The sequence below is a fragment of the Streptomyces sp. NPDC023573 genome (genome assembly GCF_055559735.1).
Genome location: NZ_JBVHKB010000002.1, coordinates 647352 through 673717 on the forward strand (window position 1 = coordinate 647352; position 26366 = coordinate 673717).

Sequence of the window (26366 nt, forward strand, 5' to 3'; positions counted from 1 at the left end):
CTACCGAGGAACGGCCCTTGACCCCGTACTCCCTGGCGTTCTACGTCCATGCCGTCACCACCGGCACCGTGCTCGGCCTCCGCCCCGACGCGTCCCCCGAGGAGGTCGCCTCGGTCCTGGGGACGGACTTCGCCGAGAACGACTTCGGACGGACCATGTGGCGTGACTACGGCCTGGCGGAGTTCCACTACCACCGTGCCCGGGCCCACGGCCCCTGGTCGGGGCACCACTTCAGCCTCCAGGTGCACCGGCTGGCCCGCCGCGACCGCACCCTCCCGGGGGAGGTGCTGCGCGCCCGCTACGGAGGGTTCGCCCCGCGGCTCCGGTTCGAGAAGCTGGAACGTCTTCTGCGGCGGCGCGGCGTCCCGCTGGTGGAGATCCCGGAGTACCCGGGGAACGCGCCGTACTACCGCACGTTCTGGCAGCAGGGCTCGCTGACGGCCGTCTCCTTCGTCGCCGTACACGGGGAGTACAGCACGCCGGACGGCCTGCGCGTGGGGGACGTCTACAAGATCCAGGCTCCGGTCACCACCGAGGAGGTCGCCCTGCGCAGGGCGAGGGCCCGGTGACGGGGCCCATGGGCCCCGTGCCCGGGCTCATGGACCACACATAGACTTAGCCAAGCCTTACCTCGCAATACCCCGATTCTCGCAGTCCCCGGCTCTCGCTCACCCCGATTGGTTCCGATGGCAGCCGCCGCTCCACGCCTGTCCAGACGCGCGCTCGCGACGGCCGCCGCCGTCGTCGCCCTGCTGCTCTCCGTCCTGCTCAGCCTCGCCGTGGGTGCGAGGACCATCGCGCCGTCCGCGGTCCTGGACGCCCTGCTGCACGGCGGGCACTCCGACGCCGCCGAGGTGATCCGGCAGATGCGGGTGCCGCGCACCGCGATCGGGCTGATGGTCGGCTCGGCGCTCGCCCTCGCGGGCACGGTGCTCCAGGGCATCACGCGCAACCCCATCGCCGACCCGGGGATCCTCGGGATCAGCCAGGGCGCCTCGGTGGCCGTCGTGCTGGCGATCGCCTACGCGGGCGTCCACACCCTCACCGGCTACGTGTGGTTCGCCTTCGGCGGGGCCGCCGTCGCGTCCGTCGCCGTGTACGCCATCGCCGCCCGGGGCCGGGGCGGCGCGACGCCGGTGAAGCTCGCGCTGGGCGGCGCCGCGATCAACGCGCTGCTCGTGTCGGTGACCATGGCGGTGCTCACCACGAAGGCGTCGGCACTCGACGAGTTCCGCTTCTGGCAGGTGGGCTCGATCGCCGGCCGCGAGGCCCAGGTCGCCCAGCAGATCTGGCCGTTCCTGCTGATCGGGGCCGTCCTGGTGGTGTCCGTCGCGCGCGGGCTCGACGCACTGGCCCTGGGCGAGGACGTCGCCAAGGGCCTGGGACAGAACGTCGCGGCCGTCCGCGTCATCGGCGGTGTCGGCGCGACCCTGCTCACCGGCGCGGGCGTCGCGGCGGCCGGACCGATCGCCTTCGTCGGGCTCGCGGTGCCGCACATCGCCCGGGCGATCGTGGGCGGCGACCACCGGTGGGTGCTGCCGATGGCGGCCCTCGTCGGGCCCGTGATGCTCCTCGTCTCCGACGTCGTCGGCCGGGTCCTGTTCCCGCCCGGCGAGGTCCCGGCAGGCGTGATGACGGCGCTGATCGGCGTGCCGTTCCTGGTCACCCTCGTACGCCGGAAGGCGGTGCCCGCATGAGCGCGGACACGGCAGTGCCCGTCCGGACCCCGGTCCGCCCCGCCGGCTACCAGGTCGTCCGGGTCGGCAAGCGGGGCCGCTTCCTGCTCCACCGGCGGGCCGGGCTGGTCGCCGTGGCCCTCGTCGTCCTGCTGGCGGCGGTCTGTGTCGCCTACCTCTGCACCGGTGAGAGCTTCGTGGCGCCCGCGGAGGTCGTGAAGGTCGTCCTCGGGCAGCCGTCGCCGGACGAGCTGGTCGTGGGCACCCTGCGGCTGCCCCGCATGGTCGTCGGGCTGCTCGTCGGCGCGGCCTTCGGGATCGCCGGGGCGCTGATCCAGACCGTCGCCCGCAACCCGCTCGCCAGCCCCGACATCATCGGCATCAGCCAGGGCGCGAGCGCGCTCACGGTCGGCGCGATGACCTTCGGCCTCACCTCGTACACCGTCCTGCCCTACCTGTCCGTCATCGGCGGTGTCGCCGCCGCCGGCCTCGTGTACCTCTTCGCGTGGCGCGGCGGGCTCCACGCGACCCGCTTCGTGCTCATCGGGATCGGCTTCGCGATCGCGCTGCGGTCGGTGACCACCCTGTTCCTGACGAAGGGCGACTACCTGGTCGCCCAGCAGGCGCAGATCTGGATGACGGGCTCGCTCAACGGCCGCGGCTGGAACGAGGCCGCCCCCATCGGCTGGGCGCTCCTGGTCCTGCTCCCGGCGGTCCTGTGGGCGGCGCGCGCGCAGCGCACCGTCTCGATGGACGACGACACCGCGACGGCGCTGGGCGTCCGCCTCGGACGCGTACGGCTGGGACTCGTCGCCCTCGGGGTGGTCCTGGCGTCGGTGGCGACGGGGACGGCCGGCCCGGTCGACTTCGTGGCGCTGCTCGCCCCGCAGGTCGCCCGCCGGATGACGCGTACGGCGCAGATCCCGCTGCTGTGCTCGGCGCTGCTCGGCGCCGTGATCGTCGTCCTCGCCGATCTGCTGGCCCGCAGGCTCTTCTCCCCCACCGAGCTTCCGGTGGGTGTGCTGACGGCGGCGGTCGGCGCCCCGTATCTGATCTGGCTGATCATCCGTGGCCACGGCGGCCGCAGTGGAGGCAACGCATGACGACGACCCGTACGCAGGAGACCGCCACGTCCAGGCTCACGGCGCGCGCCCTGACCCTCGCCTACGACGACCGCACCGTCGTGCACGAGCTGGACCTGGCCGTGCCGGACGGGTGCGTGACGGTCATCGTCGGCCCGAACGCCTGCGGCAAGTCGACGACCCTGCGCGCGCTGGGCCGGCTGCTGAAGCCGGCCGGCGGCTCCGTGCTCCTGGACGGTACGGAGCTGTCCCGCATCCCCACGCGGACGATCGCCCAGTCGGTCGGGCTGCTCCCGCAGACGCCCGTGGCGCCCGAGGCGATCACCGTCTCCGACCTGGTCGCCCGCGGCCGCCAGCCGCACCAGCGCTGGTGGCAGCAGTGGTCGGACGCGGACGAGCGCGCGGTGAGCGACGCCATGGAGCGCACGGACATCACCGCGCTCGGCGACCGGCCGGTGGACGAGCTGTCCGGGGGCCAGCGCCAGCGCGTGTGGATCGCGATGGCGCTCGCGCAGGACACGGATCTGCTGCTGCTCGACGAGCCGACGACGTATCTCGACATCGCGCACCAGGTCGAGGTCCTGGACCTGGTGCGCCGGCTCGCCGCCCCGGCCGCGGACGGCAGCCGGGGACGGACCGTCGTCACCGTCCTGCACGACCTCAACCAGGCCGCCCGCTACGCCGATCACCTCGTCGCCATGAAGGCGGGCCGCATCGTCGCCGAGGGGCGGCCCGGGGACGTCGTCACCGCCGAACTGGTGCGCGAGGTCTTCGGCCTGGAAGCCGTCATCGTCCCCGACCCGGTCACGGGCTCGCCGCTCGTCGTACCCGGCGCACCCTGGACTCCCGCCCCGTCCTCCTCCCCTTCCGGAAAGGCCCTCTGACATGCCCACACCTCCTGCGGCCCGTCTGCTCATCACCGGCTCGCTGGCCGTGACCACCGCGCTGGCCCTCACCGCCTGCGGCTCGTCCGACTCCGGCTCCGGCTCCGGCGGCTCGGCCTCCTCCTCCGACGGCAAGACCCACACGGTCGCGACGGCGATGGGCAACATCAAGGTCCCCGTCGCCCCGAAGCGGGTCGTCGTCCTGGACACCGCGGAGCTGGACTCCGCGCTCACCCTCGGCGTCAAGCCGGTCGGCGCCACGCACACGGGCACGGAGTCGGGTTTCCTGAGCTACCTGCCGAAGGAGAAGGTCGCGGGCATCGAGGACGTCGGCGAGATGATGACGCCGAACCTGGAGGCGATCGCGGGGCTGAAGCCCGACCTGATCCTCACCAGCAAGATCCGCCACGGCGACAAGTACGACGCGCTCTCGAAGATCGCCCCGACGGTCATGACGGAGAACACGGGCTACCCCTGGAAGGAGAACTTCCAGGTCCACGCCAACGCGCTCGGCAAGGTCCCGGCGGCCGAGAAGGTCATCGCCGGCTACGACGCGCACGTCGGCGAGGTCACCGAGGCGCTCGGCGGCAAGGAGAAGGCTGCGGCCACCGAGGTCAACATGGTGCGGTTCGTCGAGGGCGCGGACATCCGCATCTACGGCCGCCAGAGCTACATCGCGACGATCCTCGCCGACGTCGGCCTCGGCCGGCCCGCGATCGTCGACAAGGCGAAGGACGGCTTCTCGTACGACGTCAGCCCGGAGAAGATCGACCAGGCCGACGCGGACGTCGTCTTCCACTCGACGTACGGGGACGCGGAGAAGTCCAAGCAGAAGCAGACCGTGGGCAGCGGGCTGTGGAAGAACATGGGCGCGGTGAAGGCCGGGAAGGCCTTCCCGGTCGAGGACGAGCTGTGGATCCAGGGCATCGGCTACACGGCTGCGGGCAAGATCCTGGACGAGCTCCGGGCGGACCTGACGAAGTAGGACGCCGAAGCCTGTGGGGCGCGGTGTCAGGTCCGCGCCCCACAGGCGGTTCGGGTGGGCATCAGGCGCCGGACGTCATGCGGAGCACCGCCAGCCGCGTCAGCTCGCGGTCCTGCGGCTCGGTGTCGAGGGACCGGTGCAGGGCCAGCCCTTCGATCAGCGCGTCGAGCTGACGGGCCGTGTCCGGGTCGAAGTGCTGCTCCAGCAGGCGGCGGCTGCGGTTCATCCACGCGTGGGTGAGCTCGCGGTACTCGTCGCGCCGGGCGGCCAGTGTGTAGAGCTCCTGGGTGAGGACGAGGTCGCGCCTGGGGCCCTCGGAGAGCACGTGGATGAGGTCGGTGACGGCCTCACGGGCCTGCTCGGGGGTGCCGGCCCGGCCCAGATGCAGCTCGAAGACGGCCACGATGTGGTCGGCGAAGCGCGTGAAGGCCTCGCGCAGCAGGTCGTCGATGCCGTCGAAGTGATACGTCATCGAGCCCAGCGGTACGTCGGCGCGGCTCGCGATCTTGCGGTGGGAGACGCCGACGACACCCTCCTCGGCGATGTGGTCGAGCGTGGCGGCGAGGATGCGCTCCCGCCGCTGCGGATCCGTGCGTCCGGTGGCCATGGGCGGGCGGGTCAGACGCCGCGGACGACGCGGGCGGGGTTGCCCACGGCGACGACGTCGGCGGGGATGTCCTTCGTGACCACGGCACCGGCCCCGATCACGGAGTTGGAGCCGATCGTCACCCCGGGGCAGACGATGACCCCGCCGCCGAGCCAGACGTTGTCACCGATGGTGATGGGGAGCGCCGCTTCCAGCTTGTCCCTGCGGGGCTCGGGCTCCACGGGATGGGTGGGGGTCAGGAGCTGGACGTTGGGGCCGATCTGGCAGTCCTCGCCGATGGTGATCCGCGCGACGTCCAGCGCGGTGAGGTGGTAGTTGACGAAGGTGCGGGCGCCGATCGTGATGTTGCTGCCGTAGTCGACGTACAGCGGCGGGCGCAGGTCGACGCCCTCGCCCACGGAGTCCAGCAGCTCGGCCAGGATCGTCCTGGCCGCGTCGGCGTCCTCGGTGTAGGCGGCCTGGAAGCGGGCCGCGAGGCGCATGGCCCGCTGCTGCCGGCGGCCGATCTCCGGGTCGTCGGCGACGTAGAGGTCACCGGCGAGCATGCGCTCGAGGTTGGTACGCGGATCGTTGGCGAAGTAGTCCGTCGGCATGCGGGCGAGCCTACACCGTGGAGTGTACGAACGTACACTCTCCGTGCGGGCCGCGGTCACCCCACCAGCCGGCGCGACCGCCACACCAGGTACAACGCCGACGACACCGCCGCCACCCGCACCACCACGGGCCAGACGTCCGTCATCGCGTCCCCCATCGCGTCCGCCGCGAGGGGTTCGCCCCAGCGGCCGTCCGTGCGGCCCCACAGCCAGACGAAGGCCCCGGCCACGACCACGCCCGGCAGGCCCAGCGCGACCCACTTCGCCTCGGCGCGCGAGAACTTGCGCGAGCTGTACGCCAGCAGCCAGCCGCCCGCGAGCGCCAGCCACGACCCGGACACGGCGCCGGCCACCAGCAGGGCGGCAGCCAGCAGCAGCAACGGGTTCGAGAGACGGGGCCGCACGGCGGCCTCGCCGTCCCCGGCGACCCGCCGGACACGGGGCAGCCGCAGCTTCCGCCGCCGGGGCGCCGGCGGCTCGGCCCCCTCCCCGGACTCCGCCGGCCCGGGCTCCCCCGGCCCGGGCTCCTCCGCCTCGGCCGGCGTGCGCGGTCCCGGGGCCTTCGGAGCGCTCGGCAGTCCGAACAGCTCGGGGCTCTCCAGCCCGCCCACGAACCCCGGCACGGCGGTGCCGGGCCCCATGGCCCCGGGCGCGCCCTGCCCGCCGGGGCCGCCTTCGCCGAAGGGCCCCGGCTCGATCCGCCACCACTCGGGCTCCGCCCCGGCCGGCGCCTGGTCCAGTCCCGCCATGTGCGGCGCGGACGCCGACGGCCAGTCCGCATCCGGCTCGCCGGGGACCGGCCCCTTGACGTCCGGCTCCTCCAGCCCCGGCTCCGGGCTCCCGGCGGCGCTCCGGGGCTCCTTGCGGAGCGGCGACGCGCCCTTGCGCGACGCGGCTTTCCTGAGCACGCTCCGCCGCGCGGGCGGCACCCGGCGCGCTTCCGCCGCGCCCGTGGCCGTGTCCGCCCGAGGTGACGGCAGGGACACCGCCCCGTCGCCCGACTCGGCTGCCGCGGCCACGAGTTCGCCCGGGGCGCCGAGCCGTCCGAGGATGCGCCGGACCGCCGCGGGAGAGTCCGAGCCGTCCGTGGAGCGCTGCCGGTCGATCTCTCCCCGGAGCGTCACGACGAGCCTCATCCGGGCGCCCGAGGACAGCTGTTGCTGCTGCGCCAGGTCACCGACCCGGCTGAGGTAGTCGTAGACAAGCTGGTCGCTCTCGATCCCCACGCGATCCTTCTCCCTCCGGCGCCCTGCCCCGACGGTAGCGTTCCAGGGGCTACCGTGGGACGGATGGGGACGACCACACCACCGCGCACGCTCGCCGAAGCTCTGCGCGCCCGGGGCGACGAATCGCTGGCAGGGCTGCTGCGCGCCCGCCCCGACCTGCTCAGCCCCGTGCCGAACGACATCACCCAGCTGGCGACCCGGGCCGGCACGCGTGCCTCCGTCGTCCGTGCGCTGGAGCACCTCGACCGCTTCGCCCTGCAGACCGCGGAGGCGCTGGCCGTGGCGCCGGACCCGGCACCGTACGACACGCTGCTCGCGCTCCTCACCGGGGACGGCCAGGACGACGGCGACGGGCGCGACGACGCGGGCGCCGCGATCACCGCGGCGCTGCCCGGCGCCCTCACTACGCTGCGCGAACAGGCCCTGGTCTGGGGCGAGGACACCGGGCTGCACCTCGTGCGCACCGCGCGCGAGCTGCTCGCCCCGTCACCGCAGCACCCCTCCCCCACGGGCCTCGGCCCGACCGTCGCCGAGGCCACGGCCGGGATGTCGCCCGGCAGGCTCCAGGAGATCCTGGCCGCCGCCGGACTGCCCGCCACCCACGACCCGGTCTCCGCCGTCTCCGCGCTGGCCGGGCTCTTCACCGACCGCACCAGGATGGCCGAACTGCTGGACACCGCCCCCGTCGAGGCGCTGGCCGTGCTCGACCGGCTGGTCTGGGGGCCGCCGTACGGGGAGGTCACCCCGAACCCCGCGCCGCCCGTGCAATGGCTGCGCGACCGGGGGCTGTTGCTGCCCGTGTCCACGCGCACCGTCGTCCTGCCGCGCGAGGCGGCGCTGCATCTGCGGGCGGGCCGCGCCCACCGCGTGCCCGAGCCCGTGCCCCCGGCGATCGTGGCGGCGGCCGAGCGGGATCCCCAGGCTGTGGACAGAGCGGCGGCGGGCCAGGGCTTCATGGCGCTGTCCACCGTCGAGGAGCTCCTCAAGCTCTGGAACGACGGCGGCCCGGCCATCCTCCGCGCGGGCGGCCTGAGCGTGCGCGAGCTGAAGCGCGCCGCGAGCGCGCTCGACGTCTCGGAGACCGTCGCCGCCTTCTGGATCGAACTCGCCTACGCGGCGGGCCTGCTGGCCTCCGACGGCGAGACCGACGAGCGGTACGCCCCGACGCCCGCGTCCGACGAGTGGCTGGACCTCCCCGCCCAGGACCGGTGGACCCACCTCGCCACCGCCTGGCTCGCCGCCACCCGAACCGCGGGCCTGATCGGCGGACAGGACGCCAAGGGCAGGGCGCTCTCCGCACTCGGCCCCGACCTGGACCGCTCGGCCGCCCCCGAGGTACGCCGCCGGGTGCTGGCCCTCTTCGCCTCGCTCCCGCCGGGCACAGCGCCCGACCCGCAGACGCTGCTCGCCCGGCTCCGCTGGGAACGGCCGCTGCGCTCCCACGCCCCGGGCGGGCCGTCGGCGCCGGGTGACGCCTCCGACCTCCGCTCCCGGATCGCCCTGTGGACGGTCAACGACGCGGAGCTGCTGGGGATCACCGGCCGCGGGGCCCTCTCCTCCCAGGCCCGCGCGCTGCTCGACGAGGGCCCCGACGCGGCCGCCGCCCGCCTCGCCCCACTGATCCCCGAACCCCTGGACCACGTACTGCTCCAGGCCGACCTGACCGCGGTCGCCCCCGGCCCGCTGGAACGCCCGCTCGCCGACATGCTGTCGGTGCTCGCCGACGTCGAGTCCAAGGGCGGCGCGACGGTCTACCGCTTCACCCCCGGCTCCGTACGCCGCGCGCTGGACGCCGGGCGGGCCGCGACGGACCTGCACGCCTTCCTGGCCACCCACAGCCGTACGCCGGTGCCGCAGCCGCTGAGCTACCTCATCGACGACGTGGCCCGCCGCCACGGCCATCTGCGGATCGGCGCCGCCTCCGCGTACGTACGCTGCGACGACGAGGCCGTGCTCAACGAGATCCTGGCCGACAAGCGCTCGGCCACCCTGCGGCTGCGCCGGCTCGCGCCGACCGTCCTGGCCGCGCAGGCGGACCCTGGGTCCCTCCTCGAAGGGCTGCGCGAGATGGGGTACGCCCCGGCCGCCGAGTCCGCCGAGGGCGATGTCCTGGTCACCCGCGCCGGCGCCCGCCGCACTCCGCCGCGCACGCCCCCGACGCCCGTCCCCGAAGGCCCGCCGGTCCCGGACACCACCCTGCTGAGCGCCGCGGTCCGGGCCATCCGGGCGGGCGACACCGCCGCCAGGGCCGTGCACAGGGACGGCCCGGACACGGCGACGGCGGGCTCGCTCCCCCGCACGTCCCCCGCCGAGACCCTGGCCACCGTGCAGGCGGCCGCGATGACCGGCTCGGCCGTCTGGATCGGCTACGTCAACGCCGACGGCGCGGCCAGCCAGCGGGTGATCGCCCCCGTCAAGGTGGAGGGCGGCTTCGTGACGGCGTACGACCACACGGCCGACGAGGTCCGGACGTACCCGCTGCACCGCATCACAGGCGTCGCGGAGCTCGCGGACGACCAGCCGACCTGACCGTCGGGACGTCACGGACGGCCATCCGCCCCATTGGCCGGATGTTCCTGCCCGGAACTTCCCAGAGCCCGGGCCTCGCGCAGGACGTCGACCAGCATGGGCATCGTGAGGCGGCCCGTGAACGTGTTGCGCTGACTCGGGTGGTAACTCCCCAGCAGGTGCAGTTCCTGCCTGCGCTCCGTGGCGGGCAGCACGACGTGCGCGCCGTGGCCGAAGGCGGGACGCGGACGCGGCAGCCGCCACCCCGCCGCGGCGAGCACCGGGAGCACCGCCTGCCAGCCGAACCCGCCGAGGACGACCACCGCGCGCAGTCCGGGGCTCAGCAGATCCAGCTCGGCGGCCAGCCACGGGCGGCAGTTGTCGCGCTCCCCGGGGGTGGGCTTGTTGGCGGGGGGCGCGCAGTGCACGGGGGAGGTGAGCCGTACGCCGCGCAGGGCGAGCCCGTCGCCGGCGTGGACGGAGGACGGCTGCGAGGCCATGCCCAGGGTGTGCAGCGCGGCGAAGAGGAAGTCGCCGGCCGCGTCGCCGGTGAACATCCGGCCGGTCCTGTTCCCGCCGTGGGCGGCGGGGGCGAGCCCGACCACCGCCACCGTGGCGTCGGACGGCCCCAAGCCGGGGACGGGCCGCGCCCAGTAGTCCCAGTCCTGGAAGGCCGCGCGCTTGGTCACGGCGACCTCCTCCCGCCAGGCGACCAGCCTGGGGCAGGCGCGGCACTCCGTGACGAGCGCGTCCAGTTCGGCGAGCCCCGCGCACCGCGGCGCGTGGTGGGCCGGGAAGCCCGGGTCCTCGGCCCCCGGCGCGGGACCTGCCGCATCCGTCGCATCCATGCCGCCACGCTACGGCCCGGCCTCACCCGGCCTGGGCCAGCACGCCGGTCGCCGCCGCACGGGGGCCCGGTGAGCCGTGGCCCGGTGTGCCGGTGGACGTCAGGCCGATCCCGATCAGCACCATGCGCAGCGCACGCTCCGAGGCGTCGGCGAGGAACTCCCCACCCCGGTCGAGCGCCTCCGCCAGGCCCACCGGCGCGGGCAGGATGCCGCTGTACGCGTCGACGCCCGACTCCCGTACCTGCTGGGCCCCTTCGCCGATCGTCCCGGCCAGGGCGAGCACCGGGCGGCCGAAGAGTTTGGCCCGACGCGCCACCTCGGCGGGCACCTTGCCGCGCGGGGTCTGCCGGTCCAAGGCGCCTTCGGCGGTGATCACGAGGTCGGCGCGGGCCAGCCGCGCGTCCAGGTCGAGGTGGTCGAGCAGCACCTCGAAGCGCGGGAGCAGCCGGGCCCCGAGCGCGGCGAGACCCGCGCCGAGCCCGCCCGACGCACCGGTGCCGGGCCCGTGGCGCAGGGAGGGCGGGGCCGTGCCCGCCGCGCCGCACAGACGCGGGCGTACGTCGCGGGCGAGCACACCCGCCCAGTGGTCGAGGGCGGCGGACAGCTCCTCGACCTGGTGCTCGGTAGCCCCCTTCTGCGGGCCGAAGACCCGGGCCACTCCCTGCGGCCCGCACAGCACGTTGTACGGATTGCAGGCGACGAGCATCTCCGCCTCGGAGAGCCGGGGATCGAGGCCCGAGGAGTCGATGCGGGAAAGACGGCGCAAGCACCCTCCGCCCGGAGGGAGTTCACGTCCGTCGGCGTCGAGGAGCCGCGCCCCCAGTGCCTGGAGCGCGCCCGCGCCGCCGTCGGACGTCCCCGAGTCCCCGCAGCCGACCAGGATGCGGTGCGCCCCGGCGTCCAGGGCGGCGCGGATGAGCTCGCCGACCCCGTACGTCGTCGTGGAGACCGGGTCGCGGCGGTCCGGCGGCACCAGACCGAGCCCCGCCACCGCGGCCATCTCCACCACGGCGGTGCGTGGCCCGTGGGCGGCGCCGCCGAGCAGCGCGAAGTGCGTGGCGACCGGCTCGCCGACCGGTCCCGTCGCCGTGCGGTGCACCAGCCGGCCCCCCGTGGCGGCGGCCAGCGCCTGTGCGGTGCCCTCGCCGCCGTCGACGAGTGGGATGAGGTCGATCTCCGCGTCGGGAACCACACGCAGCAGCCCCTCCGCGATGGCCTGTGCGGCCTCCTGCGCGGACAGGGACTCCTTGAAACCGCTGGGTGCGACGGCGAAACGGTAGGTAGCGGGCATGACTGCTCCTGAGATGGCAGGTGAAGGACGCGGTGGGTGGAGGGGGCGGTCGCCCTGTCAGGGCGCGACCCCGAGCAGCGGCCAGACCCCGAGCGCGAAGAGCAGGACGACCGCCGCGCTCAGCGGTGCCAGCACCGCCGACAGGCGCAGCAGATCGCGCGGGGTGTACGTCGGGACGCCGGGGATGTCGGCGAAGAGGGCCACCGGTTTGGCGGAGGCGGGCAGGGTGTGGCAGAACCCCGCGGCGGCGGTGGAGGCCAGGGCGGCGGCCACCGGGTTGATCCCGAGTCCCGCTGCCGCCGCCACGACCAGCGGCACGAGCACGCTGGAGCGGGCGGAACGCGACTGGAGCACCAGATGAGCTGCGGTGCTGAGGACGACAACCACCGCCAGGAAGGCCCAGGTGGGCACCCCGGCGCCGGTGGGCAGCCCTGAGACGAGCCACTCCGCGGCCCCCGACTGCGAGAGCGCGGCACCCATCGCCATCGTCGCCGCCATGAACAGCAGCAGCGACCACGGCACCGTCGAAAGGGCGTCCTTCAGCCGGACCGTGCCCAGGGCCGGTGACGCGGCGACGACCGCGCCGATCAGCGCCACCAGGGCCGGGGACACCCCGTGCAGGGGCTCGCTGCACCACAGCAGCACCACCGTGCCCAGCAGCATCGCGCACCGCGCCTCGCCCGGCTCCAGCGGACCGGTCACCGGCTTGTCGCTGTGCTCCTGGATCTCCGCCACGGTGATGCGGACGGGTCCTTGCCGGTCCTCCCGCCGTGTCGTGGTGAGCAGCACCAGTTCCGCCGCGAGGTGGGAGGCGACCACGGCCAGCGGCAGCCCCAGCAGGAGCCACTGGGTGAAGCCGATGCGCTCTCCGGTGACCTCCCACAGCACGGACACCGTGATCAGGTGCGCGCCGGCCCCGATGAGTGTGGCCACCGCCGAGAGGAGGATGACCGTGGGGAAGAGCAGCGCCAGCATGACCACCAGCCGCTTACGGTCGGACAGCGCCTTGGCCAGGGCCAGGAAGACGGGCAGGGCGAGCGCCGCCCGTCCCGAGGTCGCCGGCACGGCGAACGCGGTCAGCACCAGGGCCGTGGTCGTCAGGTGCACCAGCTGCCGCACGGTGCGGGCCCCGCCGACCAGGAAGGCTGCCGCCCGGCCCGCGAGCCCGCTGCGCGACACCGCGGCGGCGATCACGAAGGCGCAGATCAGCAGCCAGACGGTGGAGTCGCCGAGGGTCGCGAACAGGGTGTCGCTGCTGATCACTCCCGCCGCGGCGAGCACGAGACCCGCGCCGAGCGCGATGTACGTGTCGTCCACCGCGGTCCCGATCCAGGCGCAGGTGGCGACGGCGAACACGACCAGGGTGATCCGACCGTCCACGTCGAGGCCCCGCACGACCCCGGGCACGAGCAGCACCACGCACGCGATCGACGCGGCGCCTGCCGTCACCGTCTGCCGGATGGTCAGGTTCACCTGGGCTCCTCCACAGGGCGTGTCCGGGCCGGTCCCGGCCTGTGTCACCCAGTCTGCGAAGCCGCCGTGAGCCCCTCATGAGCCGTCCGTGAAGGAAAGTTCATGCGCGCGGGGCCCACGCTCACCGCATCCGGTACCCCATGCCCCGCACGGTCTCCAGCCGTTCGGCGCCGAGCTTCTTGCGCAGCGCGCGGACATAGACGTCCACGATGTTGGAGCCGGGGTCGAAGTCGTAGCCCCACACGTGCGACAGGATCTGCTCGCGTGACAGCACCTGGTCGGTGTGGCGCAGGAAGAGTTCGAGCAGGACGAACTCCCTGGCCGTCAGGTCCACGGTGCGTTCGTCCGCCCTGGCCCGCCGGGTGCGCAGGTCGAGGGTGAGATCCCCGCTGCGCAGTACGGTCACCTCCGGGACCCGGGCCGCGGTGCGCAGCCGGAGCCGTACGCGCGCCAGCAGCTCCTCGAAGCGGAACGGCTTGGTCATCCAGTCGTCCGCGCCGCCCTCCAGGCCGGCGACCGTGTCCCGCACCGAGTCCCGCGCGGTCAGGACGATCACCGGGGTCGTGACCTGGGCCTCCCGTACCTCCCGCAGCACCGAGAAGCCGTCGAGGTCCGGCAGGCCGATGTCCAGGACGATCAGGTCGAAGCCGCCCGTGCACGCGTAGTCGACGGCCGTACGCCCGTCGCCGGCGACCGTCGTGGTGAAGCCGTTGGCCCGCAGGCCCTTCTCGACGAACGCGGCGATCCGCTCCTCGTCCTCGACGATGAGAATCCTGCTCACAGTCCGAAAGCCTCCACATCAGGTGCCGGATCGGGTTCGGCGACGGGCGAGCAGGGGAGCAGCAGGACGAAGGTCGCCCCGCCGCCGGGGGTGGGGCGCAGGTCGACGCGCCCCCGGTGGCCTTCCGCGATGGCCTTGACGATCGAAAGCCCCAGCCCCGCACCGCTGCCGCGCGAGCCGCGCCGGGCGGCCCCGCGGCGGAACCGCTGGAAGATCACGTCGGCGTCCTGCGGCCGTACACCGGAGCCGCTGTCCGCCACGTACAGCTCCACCTCGCCGGTGTCCGTCGGCCGCGAACCGATGCGGATCTGTGCACCGGGAGCCGTGTGCTGGACGGCGTTCTGCGCGAGCTGCACCATCGCCTGGGTGATGCGCTGCGGGTCGAGCGTCGCCCAGCCTTCGGCGCTGCCGTCCAGCTTCCAGTCGCGGCGCCCCAGCGCCCGTACCTTCACGTAGACGTCCGCGGTCAGCTCGGCGAGCTGAACCGGTTCGGGATGGGTGAAGTCGGAGCGTTCCGCCTTGGCGAGCAGCAGCAGGTCCTCGACGATCCGGCTCATCCGGTCGAGCTCGTCGGTGACCAGCCGCACGGTCTCCTCGCGCTCGGCCGGGTCGTCGCCCATCAGCTCCAGGTGGCCGCGCACGATGGTGATCGGGGTGCGCAGCTCGTGCCCGGCGTCGTCGATGAACTGCCGCTGGGTCCCGAAGGCACGCTCCAGCCGGTCCAGCATCGCGTTGAACGTCTCGGCGAGCGCCGAGATGTCGTCCCGGCCGTGGACGGGGATACGACGGGTGAGGTCCTGCTCCGTGAGCTGCGCGGCGGTGGTGCGTACGAGCCGGACGGGCGCGAGTATCCGCCCGGCCACGACCCAGGCGATGCCGGTGGTCATCAGCAGGGCCACACCCGAGATGGCGAGCAGGACGCGGAAGACACCGTTCACCACGGCCCGTTCGCCGTCCGCGTGGAAGGCGACCACGAAGGTCCCCCGGGTCCCGTCGCCGCTGCCGTCGCCGACATCGACCTTCGCCCAGCGGATCTCGCCGCCGGGCCGCCGCAGGGTCCCCGTGCTCTCCGACGACCCGGTGATCGTCCTCAGCGAGCCGCGGTCCTTGTGAAGGGGCAGAGTGGTGGCTATCTCACGGTTCTGCCGGAGGGTGGAAGGACCGGCTCCCTCGGTGACGACGGCAAGCAGCTCCTCGCCGGTGTCGGCGTACTGCCGCTGGAGATGCACCTCCAGCAGCCGCCGGGGCCCGTCGAAGGGGGCGCCGGTGTCGGGGTCCTTGCCGTGCTCGACGAAGTTCGCGAACTCCTGGGTCTCCTGGGCGAGCAGCGTGTTGATCCGGTGGTCCAGGTCGCCCAGCAGGATGGAGCGCGTGGTGGTGGCGACCGCGGCGAGCGCCACTGTCATCACCACCAGCAGCCAGAGCAGGATGCGGACCCGGGCCGATATCCGGTGCCGGGCTCCCGGCGGCTCATCCGTCGTCGTTGCCGTCGTCGTCGGGGGCACCGGAGGTTTTGTCGTCATCGGTGTCGTCGGCGTCATCGTCGTCCGTGTCGGTGGCGGGTGGCTGCGGGACGACGACGTCGCTCGGCGGTGCCGTCGGGTCGGTGCTGCCCGGGTTCGGGCCGGCGCTGCCGTCCGGCCCCGGGCCGGCGGTGCTGCCGGGGTCCGGGCTGCCCGACGGCGAGCCGCGGTCCAGGTCGACCCGGGCGGGTACCTCCGGCCGGGCGGGGCTGTCTGCCAGCGCATAGCTCGTCGCGGCGATGCCCAGCGGGATCGCGACGACGGCTGCCAGGGTGGCGATACGGTGCGAGAAGGCCATACACGGAGCCTGCCGCCTCCGGCCGGTGGTCCTCATGAAGCCAGGATGAGAAAACCTTCATCTGGCTTCCGGCGGTCCCGGGTGGTGGGTCTGGCTCATGGCCTCAACGTAGCCGCCCGGTCACCGCCCCGATGAGGCACACTGGACGTTTGGCCGTTCGCACCCGGCGGCCACCCCACGCCGGAAAGGGCCGACGCGCGTGACCGGACCCCTCATCGTCCAGAGCGACAAGACGCTGCTCCTCGAAGTCGACCACGACCAGGCCGAGGCCTGCCGCCGTGTCATCGCACCCTTCGCCGAGCTGGAGCGTGCCCCGGAGCACATCCACACCTACCGGGTCACCCCGCTCGGCCTGTGGAACGCCCGCGCCGCGGGACACGACGCCGAGCAGGTCGTCGACGCGCTCGTGGAGTACTCGCGCTATCCCGTGCCGCACGCGCTCCTCGTCGACATCGCCGAGACGATGGCGCGGTACGGCCGCCTCACCCTGTCCAAGCACCCGGTCCACGGGCTGGTGCTGACCTCCAACGACCGGCCCGTGCTGGAGGAGATCCTCCGCTCGAAGAAGGTCCAGCCGCTGGTCGGGGCGCGCCTCGACCCGGACACCGTGGCCGTGCACCCCTCGGAGCGCGGCCAGATCAAGCAGACGCTGCTGAAGCTGGGCTGGCCCGCCGAGGACCTCGCCGGATACGTCGACGGCGAGGCGCACCCGATCGATCTCGACCAGGACGGCTGGGCGCTGCGTCCGTACCAGAAGCAGGCCGTCGAGGGCTTCTGGCACGGCGGTTCCGGTGTCGTCGTCCTCCCCTGCGGTGCCGGGAAGACGCTGGTCGGAGCCGGCGCCATGGCGGAGGCCAAGGCGACCACCCTGATCCTGGTCACCAACACCGTCTCCGCGCGGCAGTGGAAGCACGAGCTGGTGAAGCGGACCTCGCTGACCGAGGAGGAGATCGGCGAGTACAGCGGTACGCGCAAGGAGATCCGGCCGGTCACCATCGCCACGTACCAGGTGCTGACGACCCGCCGTAAGGGGATCTACCCGCACCTGGAGCTGTTCGACTCCCGTGACTGGGGACTCGTGATCTACGACGAGGTGCACCTGCTGCCCGCGCCCGTCTTCAAGTTCACCGCCGACCTCCAGGCCCGCCGCCGTCTCGGACTCACCGCGACGCTGGTGCGTGAGGACGGGCGCGAGTCGGACGTCTTCTCGCTCATCGGCCCCAAGCGGTTCGACGCCCCGTGGAAGGAGATCGAGGCGCAGGGCTACATCGCGCCCGCCGACTGCGTCGAGGTCCGCGTGAACCTCACGGACTCGGAACGGCTCGCCTACGCGACGGCGGAGGCCGAGGAGAAGTACCGCTTCTGCGCGACGACCGCGACGAAGCGGAAGGTCACCGAGGCGCTCGTACGCAAGCACAAGGGCGAGCAGACCCTGGTCATCGGGCAGTACATCGACCAGCTCGACGAGCTCGGTGAGCACCTGGACGCCCCGGTGATCAAGGGCGAGACGAGCAACGCGCAGCGGGAGAAGCTGTTCGAGGCGTTCCGGCAGGGCGAGATCAGTGTGCTGGTCGTGTCGAAGGTCGCGAACTTCTCGATCGACCTGCCGGAGGCGACGGTCGCCATCCAGGTGTCGGGGACGTTCGGCTCGCGCCAGGAGGAGGCACAGCGGCTCGGCCGGGTGCTGCGGCCGAAGGCGGACGGACACGAGGCCCGGTTCTACTCGGTGGTCGCGCGCGACACGATCGACCAGGACTTCGCCGCGCACCGCCAGCGGTTCCTGGCCGAGCAGGGTTACGCGTACCGGATCGTCGACGCGGACGAGTTGCTGACGGAGAGCTGACAGGGGCCGGCGGCCGGGCCGGCGGGCTCAGCGGTGGCGGCGGACGACGCCCGCCTCCTCCGCGTACTCGCCGAGGACGGCCACACCGAACGCGGTGCGCGTGAAGACCGAGACGGCACGCACCGCGTTTCCTATGCGGTGGCCGCGAGGGTGACCGGTGGCCGCCGTGGCGCCGTGCGCGGGGCCGGTCCTGCGGGGGTTCAGGTAAACGGTGCTCATGCTTTCCATGGTGCTCCGCCGGCCCGCTCCCCCGCATCGGCCGACCGGCCGAAGATGACCCGGATCCGGGTCGGCCGAAAGAGGGACCCGTCCCCTACGGGACGGACGGGACCCACGATCTATTCGTTCGCCCCCGGGGGCGGCCGTCGATACAATCGCCGGTCTGCCCGCCTCCCGCACCGTGGTACCGGCCAGCCCTTCGAGCGGCCGGCAGCCGGGGGAGCGCCGCCGACCGGACGGAAACCGGCCGACAACAGCCGCACGCGCCCACCCCGCGTGCGCATCTGTGTGTGAACGTCCCCGAGCGGACCGGGCGGTGAGCCCTGTCCGCCGTCCTGCGTCGAAAAGCCGGAGGCAACACCGTGCCCGCGCACGAAGAGTCAAGCAATCCACTGGTCAGGGAGCGGGCGCACCTCGCCGCGTCCCGTGCCGCGCTGCGCGCCATGCGCGAGGACGTGCAGGCGCTCGACATCCGCGACGTCACCGCGAACTGGGTCAACGCCGCGGTCCTCCAGTCGCAGATCGACGACCGCATCAAGGCGCTCGCCGACCTCTCCCACACCCCGCTGTTCTTCGGACGCCTCGACTATCTGCATGTGGTGGGGGCCGAGAAGGCGGAGGGGGCCGAGGGGGAGCGCTTCTACATCGGGCGTCGCCACGTCCACGACGCACACGGCGACCCCATGGTCATCGACTGGCGTGCACCGGTCTCCCAGCCGTTCTACCGCGCCTCCAGGAACGATCCGCTGGACGTCGACCACCGCCGCCGCTTCGGCTACACCGGCGGGGAGCTGACCGCGTACGAGGACGAGTACCTCACCGACCCGGCGGAGACCGAGCAGACCAGCAAGCTCCTCCAGGCGGAGATCGAGCGGCCCCGCGTGGGCCCCATGCGCGACATCGTGGCGACGATCCAGCCGGAACAGGACGAGATCGTCCGGAGTGATCTCGGCGGCACGGTCTGCGTCCAGGGAGGTCCCGGGACCGGGAAGACGGCCGTCGGCCTGCACCGTGTCGCCTACCTCCTGTACGCGCACCGCGAGCGCCTCGCCCGCACCGGCACGCTCGTCGTCGGCCCGAACCGTTCGTTCCTGCACTACATCGAGCAGGTGCTGCCGGCGCTGGGCGAGCTGGAGGTGCAGCAGGCCACCGTCGAGGACCTGGTGGCGGCGCGCGTCGAGGTGCGCGGCACGGACGAGTCCGCCGCCGCGGTGATCAAGGGCGACGCCCGGATGGCGGAGGTGCTGCGGCGGGCGATCCGCTCGCATGTGACGCCGCCGGTGGAGCCGGTCGTGGTGGTGCGCGGCTCCCGGCGCTGGCGGGTCCCGGCGTACGAGGTCGAGGAGATGACCACCGAGCTGCTGGCCCGTGACATGCGGTACGGGGCCGCGCACGAGGCCCTTCCGCAGCGCATCGCCCACGCCGTCCTCGTACGGATGGAGGAGGCGGGCGAGGCCCCCGACGACCGGGTGCAGAACGCGGTGGCGCGCGATCCCGCGGTGAAGGCGGCCGTGAAGGCGGTCTGGCCGGCGGTGGACCCGGCGAAGCTGGTGCTGCGGCTCCTGACGGACGCGGAGTTCCTGGCCGCGCACGCGGAGGGGATCCTCACCGACGACGAGCAGAAGCGGATCCTGATGCCGAAGCCCGCCCGCAGCGTGAAGTCGGCGAAGTGGACCGCGGCGGACGCCGTCCTGATCGACGAGGCGGCCGACCTCGTGGCCCGGACGCACTCGCTGGGCCATGTCGTGATCGACGAGGCGCAGGACCTGTCCCCCATGCAGTACCGCGCGGTGGGCCGCCGCTGCTCGACCGGTTCGGCGACGGTGCTCGGCGACCTGGCGCAGGGGACGACGCCGTGGTCGACGGGGAGCTGGGAGCAGGCGCTCTTCCATCTGGGCAAGGCGGACGCGGTGGTGGAGGAGCTCACGGCCGGCTTCCGTGTGCCGCGCGAGGTGATCGCGTACGCCTCACGGCTGCTCCCCGCGATCTCGCCGGGACTCGCCCCGGTGGAGTCGGTGCGTGAGACGCCCGGCTCCCTCGCGGTGCGTGCGGTGGCGACGGCCGACGAGCTCGACTCCGCGGTGGTCGCGGCGTGCGAGGAGTCGCTGAGGCACGAGGGCTCGATCGGCCTGATCGCCGCCGACGCCCGCATCCCGGCCCTGGCGGCGGCGCTCGGTGCGGCGGGCCACGCGTATCTCTCCCCGGGCGAGGAGACGACCGCCGCCTCCCGGCTGACCCTGGTGCCGGCCTCACTCGCCAAGGGGCTGGAGTACGACTACGTGGTGCTGGACGAACCGGCGGCCGTGGTCGACGGCGAACCCGACGAGCGCACGGGCCTGCGCCGCCTGTACGTGGCCCTGACCCGCGCGGTGTCGGGCCTGGTCGTGCTGCACGCGGCGGAGCTGCCGGAGCAACTGGGCTAGACGGAACCGGCACACACAGACCGGGCCGGCATACGACGGCGCCGGCCGGACCGGACCGGCCGGCGCAGGGGAAGGCCGGCACACGCGGTGCGGGCCGGCTCAGGTCAAGCGGTCACCACCACCGTGGTGGCGACGGTGACCGCCACCATCGCCGCCTGCATTTCGCGGATCGCCGTGCGGACGCCGTCGCCCGCCCACTGGCCGTCCGCGATCTTCTCCATGCGCGGTCTCACCTCCCGCGCCGGCACCTCGGGGAACACGAGCCGGTGCAGCTTGGCGGCGTGGATCAGGGCGACGAGGCCGGCCGTGCGGTCGTCCGGATCCGTGCCGCGCAGCACCACCGAGGCCAGGCGCTCACGCAGCTCCGCCTCCGTCGCCCCGTCCGCCTCGGGATAGCGGCGCACCGGGAAGACGCCGAGCACCTTGCGCCGCTCCTCGCTCACGAGCCCACGTGCCCGCAGGCTCTGTATCGTCGCCTCGACCGCCTTGCCGTGGTCCCTTGCCAGCCAGTCCGTCACTTTGGGCGGCTTGCTCTTCTTGGCCGCCCAGGCGTCGATCAGACCGAGCCGCTCGTCGAGCAGGGCGACACCGGTGGGCGTGCGGTCGGTCACCGACAACCGGCCGCGGTCGACCGACAGCCGCCCCGCCAGGAAGAGTTCGAGCAGGATGCCACCCGCGACGGCCCATCCGGCGGCCTGCCGGTCCTTGGCCGCCCCGGACTCGTCGTCCAGAGACAGCAGCATGATCTCTTCGCCCAGCGTGACCGACATGGTGTCACTCCCCGTTCATTCGCTTACTCCTGGTGACGAACGGGAGCGGCAATCGGTTCCCGGCCACCAGATGTCCGTAACTGCCGGTCTTCTGAGGGAAGTTGGAGCAGGCGCTGTACGAAGCGTTTACAGACCACCAGGTGCGCGCTACGTTTTTGGGAGCGCTCCCACAGACCTCGCACTCTCCTTCATCCCCCCAGAGGAGATCAACCTCATGGCCATGCGAACCATCTTCCGGAGAACGTCCCCGCTGCGCGCGCCCCGCGTGCTGAGCATCCTGGGAGCGGGCCTGCTGGGCCTCACCCTGGCCGGTCTGCCCTCCCCCGCGTCCGCTCACGGTGTCGCCATGGATCCGGGCTCGCGCAGCTATCTGTGCTACAAGGACATGATCGCGAGCGGCAACCAGATGCCGTCCAACCCCGCCTGTGCCGCCGCGGTCGCGGCGACCGGCACCACTCCGCTGTACAACTGGTTCGGCGTCCTGGACTCCAACGGCGGCGGGAAGACCAAGGGTTACATCCCGGACGGCGAGCTCTGCAGCGGCGGCCACAACGGCCCGTACAACTTCTCGTCGTACAACGCGGCGCGCAGCGACTGGCCGACGACCCATCTCACGGCGGGGACCACCGCCCAGGTGAAGTACAGCAACTGGGCGGCCCACCCGGGCAAGTTCAACGTCTACATCACCAACGACGGCTGGTCGCCGAGCCAGCCACTGGCGTGGGACGACCTGACGCTCACCCAGACCGTGACCAACCCGCCGCAGGCGGGTGGCGCGGGCTCGGACGGAGGTAACTACTACTGGAACCTCCAGCTCCCGCAGGGCAAGACCGGCAAGCACATGCTCTTCATCCAGTGGATCCGCTCGGACAGCCAGGAGAACTTCTACTCCTGCTCCGACATCGTCTTCGACGGCGGCAACGGCGAGGTCACCGGCATGAAGGGCAGCGGGATGTCGGCGGCCGACCTGGCGGCAGCCGAGAAGAAGGCCGGGATCAAGCCGGCACAGGTCCACGCGGAGCACGCCGGGCACGCGGCGGCAGCCGGTGAGGCCGAGCTCGCGGCCTCCGCCCAGGACTCCTCGGCCGGTTACCTGCCCGTCGCGACGGCGGTCTCACTGACCGGCGCCGCCCTGATCTTCGCCGCGGGAGCAGTGGCCCAGAGCCGGCGCCGCCGGCAGGCCGGACAGGACTGACGGCGCGGGACAGTTCGTGGCCCCGGCCCGGTGATCACCGGGCCGGGGCCATGAGGCGCCCCCGCATCACCCGTCCAGCGCGTCGCGCCACTCACGTACCGCCGCCTCGTCGACCGGGCCGGTCCAGCCGCCGGGCCGTGCCGCCCCTCCGATGTGGAAGGCCTCGATGCCCGCGGCGCGCAGGCGCGGCAGGTGGTCCAGGCGCAGGCCGCCGCCCACCATGATCTGCGGCTCGTAGCCGGGCAGGTCGGAGTGTTCCGCTTCGGCGAGCAGCGTCTCCATGCCCGCGTCGACGCCCTTCGGTGAGCCCGCCGTGAGGTAGGTGTCCAGGCCGGGGAGGTCGGCGAGGTGCTTGCGCAGGCCATCGCGGTCGGCGGCGCGGTCGATGGCGCGGTGGAAGGTCCACGAGCAGCCGTTCAGCGCGGCGACGAGCCGCTCGACGGCCACCAGGTCGACGTGGCCGTCCTGGTCGAGGAAGCCCAGGACGAATTCGTCGGCCCCGGCGGCGCGCATCGTGCGGGCCTTCTCGACAAGGACGCCGATGTCTCCGGCCGCGAAGCCGTCAGCGACCCTGAGCATGACTCGCAGCGGGATCCCGACGGCGGCCCGGATCTCCTTGAAGACCGGGAGCGAGGGGGTCAGGCCGTCGGCCGCCATGTCGGTGACCAGTTCGAGGCGGTCCGCACCGCCCGCCTGCGCCGCGACCGCGTCCTCCGCGTCGAGAGCGATCACCTCCAGGAGTGCACGGTTGCTCATGGTGTTCCCATCCTTCGGAGCGGCTACGGACTACAGGTCTAGTCCAATAAACCAGACTACGGGTCGGCCACCCTGCGCGCAGCTCCCCATGGGGACGCCTGCGTGAAGATACGCGAGGCCGCGGCGACGTCCGTGGAGCGGACGCGCCGCGGCCTCGTGGGTCACGGGAGGAGGGAGGTCAGGGCTGGAGCGGCATCGACCAGCAGTTGGAGGCGGCCTTCCTGCCGGAGAGACGGTCGGTCATCCAGGAAATGGCGCTGCCCTGGTCCGTGAGATAGGGGGCCAGGTGGTTGGTGAGGATCTTGTCGCCGAGGTTGGGCAGCCTGACGGCCTCGTACGTCACGTTCGCACCCTTGCCGCACCAGTCGACCGCGAGCTGCCTGGCCTGCCGGTGACCGACGATGTCGTCGTGCACCCCGGTCGCCAACCGCACCGGGGCCGTCGGCTTCAGATTGCCGATGCGCTGCTCGGCGAGGATCGCCTGCAGCTTCGGTTCGGCCGCGATGATGTCGGCCAGCGGCTTGCCGTTCGCGGTCCACTTCTTGCTGTTGGTGAAGGCGTAGCCGAGGATCGCGTCGCCCACGCACATCGTCGAGGTGTCCTTGAGCGCGGCCTTACCCGTGTCGTTCGTGTTCGCGTCGACGACCGCCTTCAGCGTCGGGTCCGACTGGGCGAAGCCGTTGATCGACCAGCCGAGCGCGCCGGCCAGGGCGCTGCCGTCTATGCCTTTCATGACCTCGGTGAGGTCGGCGGGCGGGGCTCCGGCGTAGGTACCGGCCAGATTGACGTCGGGCGCGTACGACGCCTGCAGTTCGGCGGCCGACGCGCTCGCGCCGCCGCCCTGGCTGTAGCCGTAGAGGCCGACCCGCGAGGCCGAGGTGACCGAGGCGCCTGAGACGGAGCGCGCCGCGCGGGCCGCGTCCAGGAGGGCGTGCCCTTCGTCGACGCGGTTGACGTAGGTGTGGAGCCGGTCGGTCGCGCCGAGGCCGGCGTAGTCGGTGACGACGACGGCGGCACCGGCGGCGAGGAAGCGGTAGACCGCGATGTTGTCGTAGCCGATGGAGACCGTGCCCTCGCCGATGGTCAGCGGGTGCTGGAGCGAGAGCGAGGGGGCGCACTGGTCGCCCTGGCCCATGGTCCCCGAGGCCAGCGCCACCAGGGGGCGGGGGCCGTCGCCCTTCCACGCGGCGGACGGCTCGATGTACGCGCCGGTGACGGCGACGGGCCCGCCGCCCGCGTCGGTGGACTTGTACATCAGCCGCGTCGCGGTGCCGGGCATCCGGCGGCCGTCCAGGCCGGGAAGGCTGATCCCGAGCAGCAGCGGCTCCGTACGCACGAGGGACCCGTCGGCGGAGGGCAGCTGCGCCGGCGGGTTGTAGAAGTCGGGGATGGTCACTCCCCGGGAGACCACCGGCTCCGACCCGGCGGACGTGGTGGCGGAGGCGGGTACGGCCGCCGCGCCCAGACAGGCCGCGGCGGCCACCGAGGCGGCCAGCAGGCGCCCCGTCCGGCGGGGCCCAAGGAGGTGGGGGGTGTTCATGGTCGAGCTCGAACGGGTGATCTTGCGCGGACTCACGGCTCACTCCTCGCTCTGCTCCGATGAAGGTGAGCGCAAGCTAACACCGTGGCGTTACCTGAGGTAACTCGTCGGTAAGTTACGCTTCGGTAACGTGCATGGCCGGGCTCCTCCCCCACTCCTACCGGGGCCGTTGGCCGAGCTCGTCCACCACGCCGGCCTTCACGAGCCCCTTGACCTCGGTGTACTTCTCGCGGGCCTTCGTCCCCCTGGTGCCCTCCAGGCGCATGCCGAGGTAGGCACAGGTGCCCCGTTCGAAGACCAGGCCGTACGACATCCGGGGATACGAGACACCGATGCCGTGCCGACCGAGAGCGTCCACCTCGTCGTCCAGCACGATGCGGGGCAGCAGCGCGAGGGCCTCGAACGCGGCGGCTTGCAGTCCCGGTGGCATGACCCGGGGACCGCGCAGCAGCGCACAGATGTTTCCGTAGGTCATTTGCCCGGTCATGCGCTCCACCTCGTCCGGGTCGACCACCTCCCCGTCGGCCCGCACGACCTGCCCACCCGAGTCGGCTCCGCCGAACGCTTCGAGGAGTTTCTCCGGGTCGGTCGGCAGCTTCGCCAACTTCGCGTACTCGGTGGGCGGCCACTGCACGCTGTGGGCTGACGGGGGCTCGTCCTTGATCCGCCCGTCGTAGATGTACCGGGAGAGCCTGGAGCCGTCCACGGAGATCCAGAACTCGTCCGCGTGCGTCGTTCGTTTCCCGCCCTTCAGGGTCCGCGTGTAGACCTCCTTGGCGTAGAGGTACTGGTCGTCACGCGGCACCGTCGTCCCGGCGCCGTCGGCGCGCGTCCTGTCCGCCGCCCGGTGCAGCACCTGCGACGCCGACAGCATGGACACTCCCCTGCCGGCGTCGGGCCCGTCCGCGTCACCGCCGCTCCCGCCCCTGGCCACGACGACCGTCCCGGCCACCGCGGCGGCCGCCGTCGCGGTGAAGGCGGCTCGCAGCACCAGCCGCCTCGACAGCACACCGGCTCTCCGCCGTCCCTCCTTCGCCATGGCGCCCGCCAGCCGGGCGCGGCCCGCCGCACGGGCGTCCGTGGTGAGCGCGGGCACATCGGCCTCCAGCTCACGCAGCGCGGTGAGTTCATCCATGGCCGGGCTCCTCGTGGTCGTCGTCGTGCGGGCGGGTGGGATCGAAACCGCCCAGCGCCTCGCGCACCTTCTTCCGCGCCCGGTGCAGCCGTGAGCGCACGGTGCCCACCGGTATGCCCAGCGCCTCGGCCGCCTCCGCGTAGTCCAGGTCGCCCCAGGCGACCACCAGCAGCACGTCCCGGTAGCGGGCGGGCAACCGCGCGAGGGCACCGGCCAGTTCACCGCGGATGCCCTCCGCGCTGACGCGGGCGGCCACCCGGTCCGCCAGGGGCTCACCGTCGCCGCTCCCGGCATCCGGAGCGGTGGACGCGGCGCGGGACAGCGCCCTCAGCCGCCGGGCCTCGGCACGCCGGTGACCTCCCACCAGATTGGTGACGATGCCGTACAGCCAGGGCCGGGCATGCGGCTTCGACAGGTCGTACCCGCGGCGCTGCTGGAAGGCGATCACGAAGGTCTCGGCCATCAGGTCGTCGGCCGCCTCGGTGCCGAGCCTCCTGGCCGCGTAACGGTGGATGTCGTCGGCGTACCGGTCGAACAGCACGGCGAAGGCGTCGGGGTCCTCCAGGGAACGGCGGACGACCGAGGCGTCGGACTCGGTGCACCCGTCGGCGCCGGCGGGGACCTCCAGCACTTCGAACCCCGGCGGGGCGCTCACCGGTCGGTTCCTGGGCTCATGGGCATCCCTTGCTGAGGCGGGTTCGGTCACCTCC

Annotated in this window: 24 protein-coding genes; 9 read left to right on the top strand and 15 right to left on the bottom strand. The window is 73.0% G+C overall.

The annotated features are described in order from the left end of the window. Positions 1-17 precede the first annotated feature (17 nt). From ACZ32T_RS09560 to ACZ32T_RS09580, 5 genes are all read left to right on the top strand, one after another. Positions 18-569: a hypothetical protein gene (locus ACZ32T_RS09560; protein WP_467366112.1), complete on the top strand. Its 552-nt coding sequence runs from the start codon at positions 18-20 to the stop codon at positions 567-569. A 117-nt stretch (positions 570-686) separates the two neighbouring features. Continuing rightward, entirely contained in the window at positions 687-1697 is a 1011-nt protein-coding gene (locus tag ACZ32T_RS09565) for a FecCD family ABC transporter permease (RefSeq protein WP_467366114.1), read from the top strand. Beyond that, complete coding sequence (locus ACZ32T_RS09570) at positions 1694-2779, top strand: FecCD family ABC transporter permease (protein WP_467270154.1); 1086 nt, start codon at positions 1694-1696, stop codon at positions 2777-2779. Before ACZ32T_RS09565 ends, ACZ32T_RS09570 begins: the two co-directional genes overlap by 4 nt. Beyond that, positions 2776-3642, top strand: a complete 867-nt coding sequence (locus ACZ32T_RS09575; protein ID WP_467270152.1) for an ABC transporter ATP-binding protein — start codon at positions 2776-2778, stop codon at positions 3640-3642. The genes ACZ32T_RS09570 and ACZ32T_RS09575 overlap by 4 nt, the downstream gene beginning before the upstream one ends. Before the next feature lies 1 nt (position 3643). Then, positions 3644-4627 (top strand): ABC transporter substrate-binding protein, encoded by a 984-nt coding sequence (locus ACZ32T_RS09580; protein WP_467366116.1) that lies wholly within the window; start codon positions 3644-3646, stop codon positions 4625-4627. A 61-nt stretch (positions 4628-4688) separates the two neighbouring features. Here ACZ32T_RS09580 and ACZ32T_RS09585 read toward each other — a convergent pair whose 3' ends face one another. From ACZ32T_RS09585 to ACZ32T_RS09595, 3 genes are read right to left on the bottom strand one after another with little or no spacing between them, the layout of a single operon-like run. Continuing rightward, entirely contained in the window at positions 4689-5234 is a 546-nt protein-coding gene (locus tag ACZ32T_RS09585; RefSeq protein WP_467366118.1) for a TetR/AcrR family transcriptional regulator, read from the bottom strand. Positions 5235-5245: 11 nt separating this feature from the next. Further along, positions 5246-5827 carry a sugar O-acetyltransferase gene (locus ACZ32T_RS09590; RefSeq protein WP_393757519.1) on the bottom strand — a complete coding sequence of 194 codons (582 nt, stop codon included), beginning with the start codon at positions 5825-5827 and terminating at the stop codon, positions 5246-5248. 56 nt (positions 5828-5883) lie between these two features. Beyond that, the gene (locus ACZ32T_RS09595) at positions 5884-7053 is read right to left on the bottom strand and encodes a hypothetical protein (protein ID WP_467366120.1); all 1170 of its coding nucleotides are present in this window, start codon (positions 7051-7053) and stop codon (positions 5884-5886) included. A 63-nt stretch (positions 7054-7116) separates the two neighbouring features. On the opposite strand from ACZ32T_RS09595, the gene ACZ32T_RS09600 reads away from it, so the two are divergent. Next, positions 7117-9582: a helicase-associated domain-containing protein gene (locus ACZ32T_RS09600; RefSeq protein WP_467366122.1), complete on the top strand. Its 2466-nt coding sequence runs from the start codon at positions 7117-7119 to the stop codon at positions 9580-9582. 11 nt (positions 9583-9593) lie between these two features. Here ACZ32T_RS09600 and ACZ32T_RS09605 read toward each other — a convergent pair whose 3' ends face one another. The 6 genes from ACZ32T_RS09605 to ACZ32T_RS09630 all read right to left on the bottom strand — a co-directional run bounded on the left by ACZ32T_RS09605 (position 9594) and on the right by ACZ32T_RS09630 (position 15775). Next, positions 9594-10409 carry a uracil-DNA glycosylase gene (locus tag ACZ32T_RS09605; protein WP_467270143.1) on the bottom strand — a complete coding sequence of 272 codons (816 nt, stop codon included), beginning with the start codon at positions 10407-10409 and terminating at the stop codon, positions 9594-9596. 22 nt (positions 10410-10431) lie between these two features. Then, entirely contained in the window at positions 10432-11700 is a 1269-nt protein-coding gene (locus ACZ32T_RS09610) for a glycerate kinase (RefSeq protein WP_467366125.1), read from the bottom strand. A 57-nt stretch (positions 11701-11757) separates the two neighbouring features. Continuing rightward, on the bottom strand, positions 11758-13173 hold the full coding sequence (locus tag ACZ32T_RS09615) for an SLC13 family permease (protein ID WP_467366127.1): 1416 nt from the start codon (positions 13171-13173) through the stop codon (positions 11758-11760). A gap of 121 nt (positions 13174-13294) precedes the next feature. After that, complete coding sequence (locus ACZ32T_RS09620) at positions 13295-13954, bottom strand: response regulator transcription factor (protein WP_467270137.1); 660 nt, start codon at positions 13952-13954, stop codon at positions 13295-13297. Beyond that, positions 13951-15477: a sensor histidine kinase gene (locus tag ACZ32T_RS09625; RefSeq protein WP_467366129.1), complete on the bottom strand. Its 1527-nt coding sequence runs from the start codon at positions 15475-15477 to the stop codon at positions 13951-13953. The genes ACZ32T_RS09620 and ACZ32T_RS09625 overlap by 4 nt, the downstream gene beginning before the upstream one ends. Continuing rightward, positions 15425-15775 carry a small hydrophilic protein gene (locus ACZ32T_RS09630; protein WP_467366131.1) on the bottom strand — a complete coding sequence of 117 codons (351 nt, stop codon included), beginning with the start codon at positions 15773-15775 and terminating at the stop codon, positions 15425-15427. The genes ACZ32T_RS09625 and ACZ32T_RS09630 overlap by 53 nt, the downstream gene beginning before the upstream one ends. 199 nt (positions 15776-15974) lie before the next feature. On the opposite strand from ACZ32T_RS09630, the gene ACZ32T_RS09635 reads away from it, so the two are divergent. Further along, positions 15975-17618 carry a DNA repair helicase XPB gene (locus ACZ32T_RS09635; protein ID WP_356707895.1) on the top strand — a complete coding sequence of 548 codons (1644 nt, stop codon included), beginning with the start codon at positions 15975-15977 and terminating at the stop codon, positions 17616-17618. 27 nt (positions 17619-17645) lie between these two features. On the opposite strand, the gene ACZ32T_RS09640 is transcribed toward ACZ32T_RS09635, so the two are convergent. Next, positions 17646-17837 (bottom strand): hypothetical protein, encoded by a 192-nt coding sequence (locus ACZ32T_RS09640; RefSeq protein WP_356707896.1) that lies wholly within the window; start codon positions 17835-17837, stop codon positions 17646-17648. A gap of 362 nt (positions 17838-18199) precedes the next feature. Between ACZ32T_RS09640 and ACZ32T_RS09645 the strand changes: the two genes are divergently transcribed. Then, complete coding sequence (locus ACZ32T_RS09645) at positions 18200-20260, top strand: HelD family protein (protein WP_467366133.1); 2061 nt, start codon at positions 18200-18202, stop codon at positions 20258-20260. Between the two features lie 104 nt (positions 20261-20364). Here ACZ32T_RS09645 and ACZ32T_RS09650 read toward each other — a convergent pair whose 3' ends face one another. Further along, a complete protein-coding gene (locus ACZ32T_RS09650; RefSeq protein ID WP_467366135.1) occupies positions 20365-21030 on the bottom strand; it encodes a GOLPH3/VPS74 family protein in 666 nt (221 codons plus the stop codon). A 214-nt stretch (positions 21031-21244) separates the two neighbouring features. Here ACZ32T_RS09650 and ACZ32T_RS09655 point away from each other — a divergent pair, with 214 nt between their 5' ends. After that, entirely contained in the window at positions 21245-22225 is a 981-nt protein-coding gene (locus ACZ32T_RS09655; RefSeq protein WP_467270128.1) for a lytic polysaccharide monooxygenase auxiliary activity family 9 protein, read from the top strand. A gap of 66 nt (positions 22226-22291) precedes the next feature. Here the strand turns inward: ACZ32T_RS09655 and ACZ32T_RS09660 are convergent, their stop codons facing one another. From ACZ32T_RS09660 to ACZ32T_RS09675, 4 genes are all read right to left on the bottom strand, one after another. After that, on the bottom strand, positions 22292-22981 hold the full coding sequence (locus ACZ32T_RS09660; protein ID WP_467366137.1) for a copper homeostasis protein CutC: 690 nt from the start codon (positions 22979-22981) through the stop codon (positions 22292-22294). A gap of 178 nt (positions 22982-23159) precedes the next feature. Next, on the bottom strand, positions 23160-24521 hold the full coding sequence (locus ACZ32T_RS09665) for a lipase family protein (RefSeq protein ID WP_467366302.1): 1362 nt from the start codon (positions 24519-24521) through the stop codon (positions 23160-23162). 157 nt (positions 24522-24678) lie between these two features. Further along, complete coding sequence (locus tag ACZ32T_RS09670; RefSeq protein ID WP_467366139.1) at positions 24679-25656, bottom strand: CU044_5270 family protein; 978 nt, start codon at positions 25654-25656, stop codon at positions 24679-24681. After that, positions 25649-26311, bottom strand: coding sequence for an RNA polymerase sigma factor (locus ACZ32T_RS09675; RefSeq protein ID WP_467366141.1), 663 nt, complete (start codon positions 26309-26311; stop codon positions 25649-25651). The genes ACZ32T_RS09670 and ACZ32T_RS09675 overlap by 8 nt, the downstream gene beginning before the upstream one ends. Positions 26312-26366: the final 55 nt, after the last annotated feature.